This is a genomic window from Schaalia sp. ZJ405 (assembly GCF_011038885.2).
Classification (GTDB): Bacteria; Actinomycetota; Actinomycetes; order Actinomycetales; family Actinomycetaceae; genus Pauljensenia.
This window is the reverse complement of sequence record NZ_CP064952.1, coordinates 1,077,453-1,091,501: the sequence shown is the minus strand read 5'-3', so window position 1 is coordinate 1,091,501 and position 14,049 is coordinate 1,077,453. Positions and strand designations below refer to the sequence as shown.

The window sequence follows — 14,049 nt, the reverse complement described above, 5'->3', positions numbered from 1 at the left end:
TTCAGTGAAGTGTTCGTCGTGATTAACGAGGACGAGGTGACATGACTCTCCCCTTCCACCCTATGGAAGCGCAAGAATTTCTAACATCCTGATCACACCCCATCACTTCCGAGCATTAAGCCCGTATTAAGTGAGGGTAACAAGGTCAAGGTAGGAATCATCCCAGAGGTCTTCATCCGCGTCAGGCAAGATCAGTACCCGATCGGGCCCCAGAGCGGTAACGGCACCCGGATCGTGGGTAACGAGAACGACAGCCCCCTCATAGGTGCGCAGCGCGGACAGGATTTCCTCGCGGGATGCGGGGTCGAGGTTATTTGTCGGCTCGTCAAGAAGAAGGACGTTCGCTCCTGAAACAACGAGGGTGGCCAGAGCAAGACGAGTCTTTTCCCCTCCTGACAAAACGCGCGTGGACTTATTGACATCGTCTCCGATGAAAAGGAATTGACCCAGGACGTTACGCAGGTGCGTGTCGTCAAGGTCCGCAGCGGCGTGCGCCATGTTGTCACGGACAGTCGCGTCAAGGTCGAGAGTCTCATGTTCCTGGGCGTAGTACCCAAGTTTGAGGCCGTGCCCCGGGGTCACCCGACCAGAATCGGGCTGTTCAATCCCGGAGAGTAGACGCAACAGCGTTGTCTTACCGGCACCGTTGAGCCCCAGGACAACAACTTTCGCTCCCCGATCAATAGCCAGGTCAACACCCGTAAACACCTCAAGCGACCCGTAGGACTTCGACAGCCCCTCCGCGGTCAAGGGGACGCGGCCACACGGCTGAGGTTCAGGGAAACGCAGGCGCGCCACCTTTTCCTCTTGAATATCTTCACCCGCCTGAGCAACAAGTTCCTCAGCTCGACGGAGCATCTGCTGAGCGGCAACGGCCTTTGTTGCCTTCGCCCGCATTTTCTCGCCCTGTGCACGTAGCTGCTCAGCCTTCTTCAGCGCCTGAGCACGCTCCTTTCGACGCCTACGCTCGTCCTCTTCACGCTGCTTGAGATATGCGGACCAGCCGAGGTGGTAGATATCGATGTGCGCACGGTTCGCATCCAGATAGAACACCTGGTTGACCGTTTCCCCCAGCAATTTCACGTCGTGGGAGATCATCATGACGCCACCGGGGAATGTTTTGATCCAGTCGCGCAGCCAGATGATCGAGTCGTGGTCAAGGTGGTTCGTTGGCTCGTCAAGCAGAAGAACATCAGCGTCGGAGAAGAGGACGCGGGCCAGTTCGACGCGGCGACGCTGCCCACCTGAGAGAGTATCGAGGGGCTGTTCCAGCACGCGGTCCGGTAGTCCCAGCGAATGAGCGATCTGAGCTGCCTGCGCGTTCGCAGCCCATCCTCCCTGGTTCGTAAATTCTTGATCGAGGCGCACGTAGCGTTCCATCGCTTTGATCTGCCGTGCCCCTTCAGAGGTTGCCATTTCGCGCTCGGCTTTGCGGATCCTCGTGATAATTGAGTCAATTCCTCGTACCGAGATGATCCGGTTGCGAGCAGTGATCGATTGGTCCCCAACGTGGGTGTCTTGCGCGAGGTATCCCACGGTCGAGTTCGAGGTCACAGTCCCCGAGTATTCCGCTGCTCCCCCGCGGTCGGCTTCCCCCGCAAGCAGCCGCATCGTCGTTGTTTTCCCCGCACCGTTTCGTCCGACAAGACCGATTCGCATCCCCTTGTCAACACGGAAGGAGACATCACGCACAAGTTCGCGAGCGCCGATTCGCAGGGAAAAGTTCTGGACGTTAATCACTCACGCCATCTTAGTGGCCAACAAGTTGTACGCGAGGATGCACCTCGCCTGCACGGGCGTGCGTTTCCTCATGGACGAGGACGAAGCGCCCTCCTCTCTCTCACCCCGCGTGACCACCGCGTCGCTCCTGATGAACGAGGACGAGGTGTGTGGTCGGCTCCACCCCACCACCTCCCGAGCAACTGAGGAGATCCAAGGCAAAATACTCATATACCTGACGACAGAGCAAAGGCTTTCGATGAACGCGACAATCGACACCGAAACTCCCGTATCCACGCAGACACAAACACCCCGTATCCTCGACATCATTGCCGTGATGTTCGTGGCGTTCCTTCTCATTTCCAACATCGCAGGAACAAAAGTCACGGCGCTGGATTGGGGACCGATTCACCTGGTGTTTGACGGCGGAGCGATCCTCTTTCCTCTGACCTACATCCTCGGCGACGTCCTCTCCGAGGTGTACGGCTTCAAGCGAGCACGCCGCGTGATCTTCATGGGATTTGCGGCATCCATCATCGCCTCCCTAACCTTCTGGATCGTTCAGATTTCCCCTGTCGGTCCCGGATATGAGAATCAGGCAGCCTTCGAGGCTGTTCTCGGTTTCGTTCCCCGCATCGTCCTGGCATCCATCACCGGATATCTCATCGGTCAACTAGTCAACGCTTTCGTCTTAGTGAAAATCCGCGAAAAGTGGGGCAAGAACCATCTCTGGGCTCGGCTCGTCGGGTCAACCCTCGTGGGCGAATTCGTTGACACTCTGCTCTTTTGCACGATCGCTTTCTTCGGTGTGATTCCCGGAATGGAATTCCTGAACTACATCGTCACCGGCTACGTCTACAAAGTCGGCGTTGAAATCGTTTTGTTGCCCATCACATACCGTGTAATCTCATGGGTCCGCCGCCGCGAAGGGTTAGCAAAAGATGAGGTGCTTGCCGCATGAGTTCCCCTCACGCAGGCTCCGTCCTCGCCAATTCCTGGCTCGCTGCGCCACCTCCTCGCGCCCTTGCGGATGCGCAACCACTGGGCACTTTCTCAGGTCGTGATCGCGGTTTCGATTGCGTCACCCGCCTCGACACCGGTCTGGGATTAGGTCGAGTCGGAACGATCCACACGGCTCATGGCACAATCCATACCCCTGCATTTATTCCCGTGGGAACAAAGGCCAACATCAAAGCATTGGTCCCTGAAATGGTTGAGGCTTTGGGTGCTCAGGCCGTCCTCGCGAACGCCTACCACCTCTTCCTTCAACCAGGATCCGACCTAATTGACGAGGCCGGAGGCGTTGGGTCTTTCATGAACTGGCCGGGACCGACCTACACGGATTCGGGTGGCTTTCAGGTTCTGTCGTTGGGCGCTGGATTCAAGAAGGTTCTCTCCCAAGAGTTTTCCGGAGGGGCCACAGACGATCCACGCATTCGGATGCAGGCCGTGAAAGCATCAAACGCCGTCGTTGACGATGACGGCGTCGTTTTCCGTTCACACATTGATGGCACGAAGCATCGTTTCACCCCTGAAGTCTCAATGAGAATTCAGCATGAGCTGGGGTCTGACATCATGTTCGCTTTTGATGAGCTGACGTCGTTACTCCATCCTCGTTCCTACCAGGAATCCTCCCTTGAGCGCACCCACGAGTGGGCGCGGCGCTGCCTGAGAGAACATGCTCGACTGACCGAGGTCCGCGTGGGTAAGCCTTACCAGCAGCTGTGGGGCGTGATTCAGGGTGCCCAATATGAGGATCTTCGCCGCCACGCCGCTCGCACCATGTCCGCAATGGACGAGGACGGAATCCGCTTCGACGGTTTCGGTATCGGCGGAGCCTTAGAAAAGGAAAACCTTGGGACAATCGTTGGGTGGGTCAGCGAAGAACTCGGTGAAGACCGCCCCCGTCATCTCCTGGGGATCTCAGAGCCGGAAGACTTCTTCGTTGCTGTCGAGGCCGGTGCGGACACCTTCGACTGTGTGAACCCGTCACGCGTGGCACGCAACGCCGCAATTTACGCTCCCAGCGGCCGTTTCAACGTGACGAATAGGCGTTTCAAGCGCGACTTCGGTCCCCTTGTTGACGGGTGCGGCTGTTACACGTGCACACACTATTCAGCTGCGTACGTTCATCACCTCTTCAAGGCGAAAGAAATCCTCGCATCAACATTGGCCACAATCCACAACGAATGGTTCACTGTGCGTCTGGTTGACACGATCCGCCAAACAATCCAGTCAGGAGACTACGAGGCTTTCCGTGACGATATGCTCGGACGCTACCAGCGAGGCTAATGTCCTGGCCATGAACGGATTGTTGTCAGCACATCGGCGCTGTGACGATCCCAGACTTTACCGGCCCACAGTAGCCCAAAGTGAGCAACGAGCACCGTCCACACGAGCCCAATAAGGACAACGGCCCACGCCGGAATGATCCCCACGGTTCCCAGGACATAGGAGACGATGACGGGCAGGCAGACAACACCAGCTGCAAGCATTGTCCCCAACTGGATCACCATCGTTGACATCATGGAGCCGGTGCCTCGCGCCGACATCGGTGATGTCCCCGGAGGCTGCACCGGGTACACCCAGCGCGCACACACAATGAAGGTGACGATCGACGACGAAACGAATATGCCGCACATCAGCGTCAGGAGCATCGCGCTTTCTGAAACAGACAGACCCTTGAAAACTGAGAACACCACCGTGCCGAGGATGAGCAACCCAAGCATCAGCGGCAGGGAGCCAACAAATCGACCGCGTCTCTCCTGCCGACCTGTGATCGGTGATGACACGAGAATCCACAGTGCCGTTGAGTCGTATTGTGCAAGCGATCCGACAGACGTTCCCACAAGGATCGTCATCAAGAAGATGAAGAACCAGCCCATGTCCGGTCCCGCATCGGCGGGCATCAGATGGCTCCACATGAGTGCGAAGGCGAAGAAGAACACAATGGTTCCTGCGTTGACAAGAAGTCGGGCGTCGCGTAGCCAGTAGCGCGCCGTCCGTGCGGCCAACGAGGCCGTTGGTGCGCTCAGGCCCACACTCTGCCACCGCTCAACCCGTGGAAGGGACGCGGGAATTAACGAGGACGCCGCTCGCCCTCGTCCCCTGGGCTCCGGCGCGGTGTCTGCTGAGGGATCAATGAGGTAGCGTCCCTGCGCGATGGCTTCCTTGGCCTCGTCAGATACCGGCTGTGCCACACCGCCCATCACCGAGGACAGGGCACGCCTCCACAGCCACATACCGGCAACGACAGTGACAACGGCGATTGCCAGCCTGGCAAGGGCGACAAGGATATTGCCGTGTGCGAGGGCAGCGGAAACTCCGAATACTGCTCCAAAGGGGGTCCAGCTGACCACAGTCTGAGTCAATGAGACGAACGACGGATCAAAGTGACGCGTCAGCCAGTTGAGCCACAGGCCTGTGGGTGCAACAACGACGATGAATATCAGGCTCGAAACGGCAGCTGAGAGGTCTCGGCGCGTTGACGTTGCCTGAAGACGGATACCCATCCACGTTGTCAGAGCTCGCGCCCACGTAAACGCCGTCAGCAGCGCGAGCGGAATGAGAATGAAGGAGACGATTGCCGCGAGCCACTGCCCGTTCAACGCCCAGCCAAGAACGGGCAGAAGCATGACGAGCGCCGTGACAATTCCGCCAACACCAACACCTGTGGCCACCGCCATAGCCAATGCCAGTCGCTTTGACGGGCCAACATAGGGAGCAAAACGCTGGGGATCCAAGGAATTATCCATCCCAGAGAATGTCATGGGAATGATCCACCAGCCAAGAACGAGGATGCCGCCGACGAGGGTGAGCATTGACTGCGTGACCTCGACGTGTCCGTCGAGAATGGAGAAGACCACGCCAACGGTGATGCCAGCTAACATGCTCAGCCCGTAGAGCAGACCGAGAATCGTCATGACGAGCACCCACGTCTGACGCCGTATGGTGTTCCAGACGATGCGTGCTTTGAGGGACATCAGTTGCCGAACCACGAGAGCCCCTCATCTGTTCGACGTCCACCGACGAGCTGCGCGAAGCGTTCCTCAAGTGTGGAACCGGCAGCAACCTCAGCCGTTGTTCCCGAGGCAACAACACGACCGTGGTTAATCACGGCAACATGGGTGCACAGACTCTGAACGGTCTCCATCACGTGACTCGAAATAATCACCGTGCCACCGTTGAAAACAAAACCCTTGAGGATCGTTTTGATATTTGCTGCCGACACCGGATCAACCGCCTCGAAAGGCTCGTCAAGAACAACAACTGAGGGGCCGTGAATGAGTGCGGTTCCCAGCGCAACCTTCTTCATCATGCCCGCAGAGTAGTCACCCACGAGCTTGCGTCCTGCCTGCGTCAAGTCAAGGACCTCAAGCAGTTCAGCGCTGCGTTCACGCGCTGTCTGCCGATCAATACCGCGGAGCATGGCAACATGTGTCAGCAGGTCCGCACCTGTGAGCTTATCGAGGAGGCGCATACCATCGGGCATGACACCGAGCATGCTTCGGGCTTTGAGCGGATCGTTCCACACATCGACACCGTGAACATGCGCGGTTCCCTGGTCGGGCCGAAGCAGCCCCGTGGCCATCGTCAGCGTCGTCGTTTTGCCGGCACCGTTGGGGCCAACGAATCCGTAAAAGGCACCCGAAGGAATGTCGAGCGACAGGTCGGCGACGGCGACCAGGTTACCGTAAACCTTGACAAGATGACGCAGAGCAAGCGCCGGCTGATCGAGGGGCTGAAGATCGTTCATATTTTATAGAGTAGTTGATGTTGTCTGCGTAATCTGGTTCCACCCGCATGACGATGGAAATACGCCGCCCACGGGAAACAATCCCGGGGCGGCGTTTTCTCAGACGTTGAAGCCAATGGCGCGAAGCTGTTCGCGCCCGTCCTCGGTAATCCGATCTGGCCCCCACGGCGGCATCCACACCCAATTGATACGGACATGGGGAGTCAGCGACGAAAGAATCACCTGAGCCTGACGTTCAATGACATCGGTGAGAGGGCAGGCTGCCGAGGTCAGCGTCATATCGAGACGCACCTCGTCTTCAGCGTTAATGACGATGCCGTACACCAGGCCCAGGTCAACGATGTTGATTCCCAGCTCCGGGTCGATGACGTCTTTGAGTGCCTCCAACACGTCAATGGCAGCAAGCGAACCGAACTCCTGAATGTCCGTGCCGTTGATTGACTGCACTGGGACCTCAGCTGCGGTAGCGGACTGATCCGCCTGTGTGCCCGGTACCTGGAAGCGCTGTTCCACTGGTTCGGACTGAGCCATCGGGTTTGTCATTGTCCTTCTCCTGCAATATCGGTTCCAAGTTTTGCCAATGCATCCCGTAGGGCGTACCAGCCCAGTAGCGCGCATTTGACGCGATTGGCAAATTGTGAGGTTCCCTCAAGGGCCGCTCCGTCACCAAGAAGATCAAGAACCTCATCATCAACGCCCTGATTGCGCGAATGCATCATCGTTTCCATCGCCGCGTACAGACGGGAAACCTCCGTGGCCGATTTCCCTTCCGTCAAGTCGGAGAGGATCGACAGGGATGCCTGCGAAATCGAGCATCCATCCCCGTCCCACACGAGATGGTCGATGTGCCCATCCTCGGCCAATGACACACCGAGAGTCACCTCGTCACCGCATGTCGGATTAACCTGATGCGAGGACGACTGAACGCCCTCAACTGGGCCGCTGCCGTGACGCATGCGCGAATGGTCGAGGATGACCTGCTGGTAGAGCTGTTCAAGACTTGACATCACACCCCTCCAAAGTAGGAACGAACACGAGATAGGGACTCGACAAGCCTGTCAACTTCGTCGCCGGTTGATACGAGCGAGGCCGAAGCCCGGGCTGAGGAGCGCACACCGAAATGCGTGTGGAGCGGAATCGCGCAGTGATGCCCAACGCGCACCGCAACATCCTCGCCGTCCATGACCTGACCGACATCGTGGGGATGCACCCCCTCGACTGCGAAGGCGACAACTCCGATGCGGTTGGTCTGGCTGAGGGGGCCAAGGATGCGCACACCGTCAACTGAGGAAATTCCCTCCAGGAGCCTGCGGGTGATCGCTTCCTCATGGGCCACAACCCGATCCATGCCGACGGTTCTCAAATAGTCGAGGGCGGCTGACCATCCAGCAATCTGCGCGATGGGCTGCGAGCCAGCCTCAAAACGCTCAGGCGGAGGCATGTACTCCGCGTGATCCATCGTCACGTGGGCGATCATTGAGCCACCGGTGAGCACCGGCGGCATTGCGTTGAGCAATTCGCGGCGTCCCCACAGTGCACCAACTCCCGTGGGACCGAGCATCTTATGAGAGGAAAAAACAGCGAAGTCCACGCCCAGTGAGGCAACATCCACCGGCATGTGAGCGGAGGACTGGCAGGTATCTAAGAGGACGAGGGCACCGACGCTGCGGGCCTTGGACACAATGAGATCCACCGGCGAAATCGCACCCGTAACGTTGGAAACATGCGTGAAGGCAACAAGCCGCGTATTCGGGGTGATGACATCGAGGCAGTCCCCGTCAATCGTCCCATCGGGCAAAAGGTTCAGCCACGTAAGCTCCGCGCCCGTTCTCGCACACAATTCCTGCCACGGAACAAGGTTGGCGTGATGTTCGGCTTGAGTGACGACGATTCGATCACCCGGACCGATCGCCAGCGAGGTTGCTGCCTCTCCCCCGCGTCCACAGCTCGCGTGCCCGATCGACAGAGCAACAAGGTTGATCGCCTCCGTTGCGTTCTTCGTCCACACGACCTCGTCGGATCGACCGTTGATGAACGCCGCCAGCGAAGCGCGCCCGTCCTCGTACACCGACGTTGACTCATCCCCGAGGAGGTGAGTTCCCCGGTGAACAGCTCCGTTGCGGAGTCGATAGAAGTCGGCTTCGGCGTCAATGACGACATTCGGTTTTTGGGAGGTTGCCGAGGCGTCAAAGTACGCGATCGGCTGTCCTCCTCTGCCGATCCGCTGAAGAATCGGGAAATCGGCACGCAGAGCAGCCAATTCCTCGTCGCTGAAATCCTTCGCGCCGTTTCCCATGATCATCACGCCGACAGGTACTTGTCGTAGCCCTCTTCTTCGAGCTGATCTGCAAGCTCAGGCCCACCCTGCGCGGCAACGTGACCGTCAACGAAGACATGCACGTGGCTGGGCTTGATGTAGCGCAGGATACGCGTGTAGTGGGTAATGAGCATGATGCCACATCCCGTGGCCCCATGAACCCGGTTAACGCCCTCGGAAACAATGCGCAGCGCGTCAACATCCAGCCCTGAGTCGGTCTCGTCAAGGACGGCGAACGACGGTTGAAGCAGCTCCATCTGGAGGATTTCCAGGCGTTTCTTCTCACCGCCGGAGAAGCCGACGTTGACGTCACGCTCAGCGAAAGTCGGATCCATCCTCAGGTTTTCCATTGATGAACGCACGTCTTTAACCCACGAACGGATCTGCGGCGCTTCGCCGTCGATCGCCGTTTTCGCTGTGCGTAGGAAGTTCGAGACTGAAACACCGGCAACTTCCACCGGGTACTGCATGGCGAGGAAAAGCCCCGCCTTCGCACGTTCATCAACGCTCATCTCGGTGATGAGCTGATCGTCGAGCCACGCTTCGCCCTGCGTGATCTCATAGTCGGGGTGTCCAGCCAGGGCGTAAGCCATCGTTGACTTCCCCGAGCCGTTGGGACCCATGATCGCGTGGATCTCACCGGAATTAATTGTCAGGTTCACGCCCTTGAGGATTTCCTTGGGGCCTTCGGTTGTTTCCACGGTGACGTGGAGGTCCTTGATTGTCAGTGTCGACATTGTTGTGTTCTCCTCGACGGCTCTTGTCAGTGCCGAATCATTCAGGTCTGGGATGGGGGCCGGCGCCACAGCACCGCGCGTGACTAGCTACGTGCTCGGGCCAGTTCTGCCTCGATCAGTGCCATCAGGTGATCTTGTAGCTGGGGCACTCCGATCTGGTGAATAAGTTCCGCGAAGAAACCACGCACCACGAGGCGACGAGCTTCCATTTCCGGCACCCCGCGGCTCATCAGATAGAACAGCTGCTCGTCGTCAAATCGCCCTGTCGCCGAGGCGTGCCCCGCGCCTTTGATCTCACCGTTTTCAATTTCCAAGTTGGGAACTGAGTCGGCCTTCGCGCCCTCGGTGAGGACGAGGTTGCGGTTGAGTTCGTAGGTGTCCGTGTCATCGGCGGTGTTCTCAATGAGGCAGTCACCGATCCACACGGAATGGGCATTCGCCCCCTGCAACGCTCCCTTGTAGGTCACGCGCGAGTAGCAGTTCGGCTGCGAGTGATCCACAAAGACCCGATGTTCAAGATGCTGTCCCTCGTCAACGAAGTACAGGCCGAGCATCGTCAGCTCCGCACCGGTGCCACGGAAGTCCGTGTCGGCGCTGATACGCACGAGGTCACCACCGAAAGTGACAACGATGTGGGTGAGTTTCGTGTCTTGACCAACCGCGATCCGATGATTCGATGCGTGGAGAACGGACCTATCCCATTCCTGAACGGAGACGACGGTCAGCTCCGAGGCTTGCGCAGCATCGATTTCAATTGTCTGGTTGAGCGCGGCCTCGGCTGATCCCGTGTGCGAGATAATCACAGTGGCCTTGGAGAGTTCTTCGGCGCGAACCATGAGGTGCTGCGTCCGAGTTCCCTCCACCGCATCAATCGTGATGACGATCGGGGTATCCACCTGGCAGTCGCGAGGAATCGTCACGAGGGTGGATTCGGCGAATCCGTTCCACGCGACAACGGCGGTTCGGTCGCCGGGTGCAAGCACCGTTCCCAGACGCTCATCCCCTCGATTGACCTGTTCAACGAGGACGACATCGGGGGCTTCCACCGTCACCGGCGCGTCTGCCTCGTCGTAGTTCTCCGGTTCGAAGAGTCGTTCAATACGACGCATCGGCGTGAAACGCCAGTCCTCTTCGCGTCCTCTCGGAGTGGGAATATCCTCCAGTCGGAACGACGTGGGACGGTCGCCGCGCGACGCGTGCTCACCTTTGTCCACTGCTCCGTGAGAGTGTCCCTGTGCCATTGCGTGTCCTGTGGTCATATCAGCCGACGGATCCTTCCATCTGCAGTTCGATGAGACGGTTGAGTTCGAGCGCGTACTCCATCGGGAGTTCCTTCGCAATGGGTTCAACGAATCCGCGAACAATCATTGCCATTGCTTCGTTTTCTGCCATTCCACGGCTCATGAGGTAGAACAGCTGATCGGCGGAGACCTTCGAGACAGTTGCCTCGTGTCCCATTTCGACGTCGTCGGTGCGCACGTCAACATAGGGGTACGTGTCGGTCCGCGACACCTGATCCACGAGCAAGGCGTCACACAGAACATTCGACTTGGAGTGGCGGGCTCGGGAGTTCACCTGAACGAGGCCGCGGTAAGAGGTGCGCCCTCCTCCTCGTGACACCGATTTCGACACAATGGACGAGGACGTATGCGGCGCCATATGGACCATTTTTGCGCCGGTATCCTGATGCTGCCCCGGCCCCGCAAACCCAATCGAGAGTGTTTCACCACGAGCGTTGTCCCCCATGAGGTAGCACGCCGGATACTTCATCGTGATCGCCGACCCCATGTTCCCGTCGATCCATTCCATCGTGGCACCCTCTTCAACGATGGCCCGCTGGGTGACGAGGTTGAGGACATTCGTCGACCAGTTCTGGATCGTCGTGTAACGCACGCGCGCATCCTTACGAACAAAAATTTCAACAACCGCAGCGTGCAATGAGTTCGTGTCGTAGATCGGCGCCGTGCATCCCTCGACGTAGTGAACGTAGGACCCTTCATCGGCGATGATCAGCGTACGCTCGAATTGCCCCATCGCTTCGGTGTTGATGCGGAAGTACGCCTGAAGAGGAATCTCGACGTGCACGCCCTTGGGAACGTAGACGAACGAGCCCCCCGACCATGCGGCAGTGTTGAGGGCAGCGAATTTGTTATCACCCGAAGGCACGGAACGTCCAAAGTATTCCTTGAAAAGCTCCGGATACTCACGCAAGCCCGTGTCGGTGTCCATGAAGACAACGCCTTGGCGTTCCAAGTCTTCCTGAATCTGCTGGTAGACAACCTCAGACTCGTACTGCGCGGCAACTCCGGCAACGAGGCGGTTCTTCTCGGCCTCGGGAATCCCTAGCCGGTCGTAGGTCTCGCGAATATCTTCGGGAAGGTCCTGCCAGTCCTTGACCTGCCGGTCCGTGGGATTGACGTAGTACTTGAAAGCGTCAAAGTCAATATCCGACAGGTCAGGTCCCCATGTGGGCATCGGTTTACGCTCGAACATTTCAAGGGCTTTGAGCCTGCGTTCAAGCATCCACTCGGGTTCGTTCTTGTGCGCAGAGATCGAACGAACGACGTCCTCGTTAATGCCGTAGGGAACATCTTTGGAGTAGTCGTCGTTATCTCGCCATCCGAACTCATAGGCCCCAATAGAGTCGATGATCTCGTCATCGGTCATTGGACGGTCCTGTGAGTCCGGGACCGGCGGTGACTGCGTCATAGTTGTGTCAACCTCTCATTACTGACGTTATGCGCTCTCGCGATTACTTGCGAAGCGCAGCACGAGCTGCGGGACGAATCACCGGCATTCCCACAGGGATGTGCGTTGTGCACACGTGTTCGCCCCCTGCCAAAGTTGCCAGCCGTTGGACATGGACGTTGAGTAGCCGTCCAAAGGCATGCGTCTCGGCATCACACAGCTGCGGGAAATCATCGGCGACGTTCTGAATCGGACAGTGTCCCTGACACAGCTGGACAGCGAAATCACCGTCCCCGATTTCTCTGACAGTCGCCGCATATCCGTCTTGGGTGAGCGCGTCGGCAAGGGCTTGGGCTCTGACCTTCGGATCCGTTCCCGCATCGCGAATGATCGGCGCGTAGCGGCGCTCGATCTCACGCGACCGCGCAGCCGCGAAACGCTCAATCGCTTCGCCGCCTCCAACCTGCCCAAGATAACCCAACGCCTTGACCGCAAGATCGGAGTATCCATCTTGCAATCGCATATGGGCTCGCTCGGTCGCCACATAGTGACGTGCCGGCCGTCCTCGTCCTCGTTTCCCTGAATGCCCGGGCTCATGCTCGGCAATTTCTTTGGAATCAATGAGGATCGTGATGTGACGACGAACAGCAGCGGTGGTCAAACCAAGAATTTTCGCGATCGTCGACGCGGTCACCGGCCCTTTTTCGACAATTAAGTCAAGGACACGGTCACGCGTATTTGCGTCCTGTAGTTCCACCACCGTTCCTCCGATCGTCCCGACATCGGCTCGGTCACTCAGTCTACTGCATTTTCGTGACATCATCGTTTCATAATGTTGCCTGGTGTCGCATGACACGGGTAACACCTAACGAAACCAGGGCGCATCCGTTGTCCGTAACGTCCGCCACCCCTGCGCACGACAGGCGAAGGCCGCGAGGATCCCCGACACGGAGTTTGGGTTATGAATCCGCCCAGAAAAGACCAGATTCACCGCCTCATCAAGCGACACCCACGTAGCTGTCATCCCCGCTTCCTCGTCTTCGCGCTCGAAAGTCACACCCGTAGGTATCAGATCTCGTGCCAAGAAAATCCGGATTGACTCATTCGATCCGCCCGGCGAGGTGAAGTAATCCACAAGGACATCCCACCGCTGAGCCTGGAGATCAACTTCTTCAGCTAATTCCCGCTGCGCTGCAACCAGAGGGTCCTCACCGGCGATATCAAGAAGCCCTGCGGGAATCTCCAAGAGTTCGCTGCGCACAGGATGGCGATACTGTTTTTCGAGGAGAATTTGCTCCTCGCCCTCGTCCCCGCGAAGAGCAACAATCGCCACAGCACCGGGATGAACAACGTACTGTCGGGTCACGGGATCCTGACCATCAACAACCCGGACCTCGTCCTCGGCAAGGCCCATCACTCGACCACGCCAGATCTCTGCGGAGCCAAGCACTTCGCGATCAACGTGACAGTCACTCAGCTCACCCGGCACCGCGACTAATCCTGCATCGGCACCACGGATGTTCGTGTGCTCCCGCTCCCCTGTGTCACACGTGGTCTCTGGGACGTTGCCATTGTTGTGCGCGTTCATCGGCACTTCCTCTCTGAACATGATGAGTCGTCGGGGCACACAAAACCGCCTCGCAAAAACGCGCCGTCGTCGCGCCCATAGGAGCGGAAGCGCCCAGGCGATATCACTGCATTCGGATCAATGACACGAGGACGAGGCCGTATCTTGTCCCGAAGAGATCCCGCATCCGATCAGCAGGCGCAGTCGCGTCAGTGCACTCCGAATCACAGATTCATCGGGCACCGCATCCACGCGACGGTGAGGC

At 58.2% G+C, this 14,049-nt stretch carries 13 protein-coding genes; 2 read left to right on the top strand and 11 right to left on the bottom strand.

Annotated features, from left to right (window positions below):
• Nucleotides 1-126: 126 nt before the first annotated feature.
• Entirely contained in the window at nucleotides 127-1,740 is a 1,614-nt protein-coding gene (locus G7Y41_RS04460; RefSeq protein WP_165315290.1) for an ABC-F family ATP-binding cassette domain-containing protein, read from the bottom strand.
• 238 nt (nucleotides 1,741-1,978) lie between these two features.
• Here G7Y41_RS04460 and G7Y41_RS04455 point away from each other — a divergent pair, with 238 nt between their 5' ends.
• Nucleotides 1,979-2,680, top strand: a complete 702-nt coding sequence (locus G7Y41_RS04455) for a queuosine precursor transporter (protein ID WP_165315440.1) — start codon at nucleotides 1,979-1,981, stop codon at nucleotides 2,678-2,680.
• Nucleotides 2,677-4,011, top strand: a complete 1,335-nt coding sequence (gene tgt, locus G7Y41_RS04450; protein ID WP_165315289.1) for a tRNA guanosine(34) transglycosylase Tgt — start codon at nucleotides 2,677-2,679, stop codon at nucleotides 4,009-4,011. Before G7Y41_RS04455 ends, tgt begins: the two co-directional genes overlap by 4 nt.
• Here the strand turns inward: tgt and G7Y41_RS04445 are convergent.
• The 10 genes from G7Y41_RS04445 to G7Y41_RS04400 all read right to left on the bottom strand — a co-directional run bounded on the left by G7Y41_RS04445 (nucleotide 4,008) and on the right by G7Y41_RS04400 (nucleotide 13,805).
• Nucleotides 4,008-5,717: a hypothetical protein gene (locus G7Y41_RS04445; protein ID WP_165315287.1), complete on the bottom strand. Its 1,710-nt coding sequence runs from the start codon at nucleotides 5,715-5,717 to the stop codon at nucleotides 4,008-4,010. The two genes, tgt and G7Y41_RS04445, sit on opposite strands and share 4 nt — an antisense overlap.
• Nucleotides 5,702-6,475: an ABC transporter ATP-binding protein gene (locus tag G7Y41_RS04440; RefSeq protein ID WP_165315286.1), complete on the bottom strand. Its 774-nt coding sequence runs from the start codon at nucleotides 6,473-6,475 to the stop codon at nucleotides 5,702-5,704. Before G7Y41_RS04440 ends, G7Y41_RS04445 begins: the two co-directional genes overlap by 16 nt.
• 99 nt (nucleotides 6,476-6,574) lie before the next feature.
• Nucleotides 6,575-7,018: a metal-sulfur cluster assembly factor gene (locus tag G7Y41_RS04435; RefSeq protein ID WP_165214456.1), complete on the bottom strand. Its 444-nt coding sequence runs from the start codon at nucleotides 7,016-7,018 to the stop codon at nucleotides 6,575-6,577.
• A complete protein-coding gene (gene sufU, locus G7Y41_RS04430; protein WP_165315284.1) occupies nucleotides 7,015-7,482 on the bottom strand; it encodes a Fe-S cluster assembly sulfur transfer protein SufU in 468 nt (155 codons plus the stop codon). The genes G7Y41_RS04435 and sufU overlap by 4 nt, the downstream gene beginning before the upstream one ends.
• On the bottom strand, nucleotides 7,482-8,777 hold the full coding sequence (locus G7Y41_RS04425; protein ID WP_442984264.1) for a SufS family cysteine desulfurase: 1,296 nt from the start codon (nucleotides 8,775-8,777) through the stop codon (nucleotides 7,482-7,484). Before G7Y41_RS04425 ends, sufU begins: the two co-directional genes overlap by 1 nt.
• Nucleotides 8,777-9,529 carry a Fe-S cluster assembly ATPase SufC gene (sufC, locus tag G7Y41_RS04420; RefSeq protein ID WP_165315282.1) on the bottom strand — a complete coding sequence of 251 codons (753 nt, stop codon included), beginning with the start codon at nucleotides 9,527-9,529 and terminating at the stop codon, nucleotides 8,777-8,779. The genes G7Y41_RS04425 and sufC overlap by 1 nt, the downstream gene beginning before the upstream one ends.
• Nucleotides 9,530-9,612: 83 nt before the next feature.
• Entirely contained in the window at nucleotides 9,613-10,788 is a 1,176-nt protein-coding gene (gene sufD / locus G7Y41_RS04415; protein WP_165315280.1) for a Fe-S cluster assembly protein SufD, read from the bottom strand.
• A 1-nt stretch (nucleotide 10,789) separates the two neighbouring features.
• Complete coding sequence (gene sufB / locus G7Y41_RS04410; protein ID WP_442984256.1) at nucleotides 10,790-12,196, bottom strand: Fe-S cluster assembly protein SufB; 1,407 nt, start codon at nucleotides 12,194-12,196, stop codon at nucleotides 10,790-10,792.
• An 85-nt stretch (nucleotides 12,197-12,281) separates the two neighbouring features.
• Nucleotides 12,282-12,977 carry a helix-turn-helix transcriptional regulator gene (locus G7Y41_RS04405; protein WP_165217539.1) on the bottom strand — a complete coding sequence of 232 codons (696 nt, stop codon included), beginning with the start codon at nucleotides 12,975-12,977 and terminating at the stop codon, nucleotides 12,282-12,284.
• 105 nt (nucleotides 12,978-13,082) lie between these two features.
• Nucleotides 13,083-13,805 (bottom strand): NUDIX domain-containing protein, encoded by a 723-nt coding sequence (locus G7Y41_RS04400; protein ID WP_165315279.1) that lies wholly within the window; start codon nucleotides 13,803-13,805, stop codon nucleotides 13,083-13,085.
• Nucleotides 13,806-14,049 lie beyond the last annotated feature (244 nt).

What these genes read in the sequence shown, in the direction of transcription:
- G7Y41_RS04455 (WP_165315440.1), top strand. Translation starts at nt 1,979, where the DNA reads ATGAACGCGACAATCGACACCGAAACTCCCGTATCCACGCAGACACAA.
- tgt (WP_165315289.1), top strand. Translation starts at nt 2,677, where the DNA reads ATGAGTTCCCCTCACGCAGGCTCCGTCCTCGCCAATTCCTGGCTCGCT.
- G7Y41_RS04440 (WP_165315286.1), bottom strand. Translation starts at nt 6,475, where the DNA reads ATGAACGATCTTCAGCCCCTCGATCAGCCGGCGCTTGCTCTGCGTCAT.
- G7Y41_RS04435 (WP_165214456.1), bottom strand. Translation starts at nt 7,018, where the DNA reads ATGACAAACCCGATGGCTCAGTCCGAACCAGTGGAACAGCGCTTCCAG.
- sufU (WP_165315284.1), bottom strand. Translation starts at nt 7,482, where the DNA reads ATGTCAAGTCTTGAACAGCTCTACCAGCAGGTCATCCTCGACCATTCG.
- G7Y41_RS04425 (WP_442984264.1), bottom strand. Translation starts at nt 8,777, where the DNA reads ATGATCATGGGAAACGGCGCGAAGGATTTCAGCGACGAGGAATTGGCT.
- sufC (WP_165315282.1), bottom strand. Translation starts at nt 9,529, where the DNA reads ATGTCGACACTGACAATCAAGGACCTCCACGTCACCGTGGAAACAACC.
- sufD (WP_165315280.1), bottom strand. Translation starts at nt 10,788, where the DNA reads ATGACCACAGGACACGCAATGGCACAGGGACACTCTCACGGAGCAGTG.
- sufB (WP_442984256.1), bottom strand. Translation starts at nt 12,196, where the DNA reads ATGACCGATGACGAGATCATCGACTCTATTGGGGCCTATGAGTTCGGA.
- G7Y41_RS04400 (WP_165315279.1), bottom strand. Translation starts at nt 13,805, where the DNA reads ATGAACGCGCACAACAATGGCAACGTCCCAGAGACCACGTGTGACACA.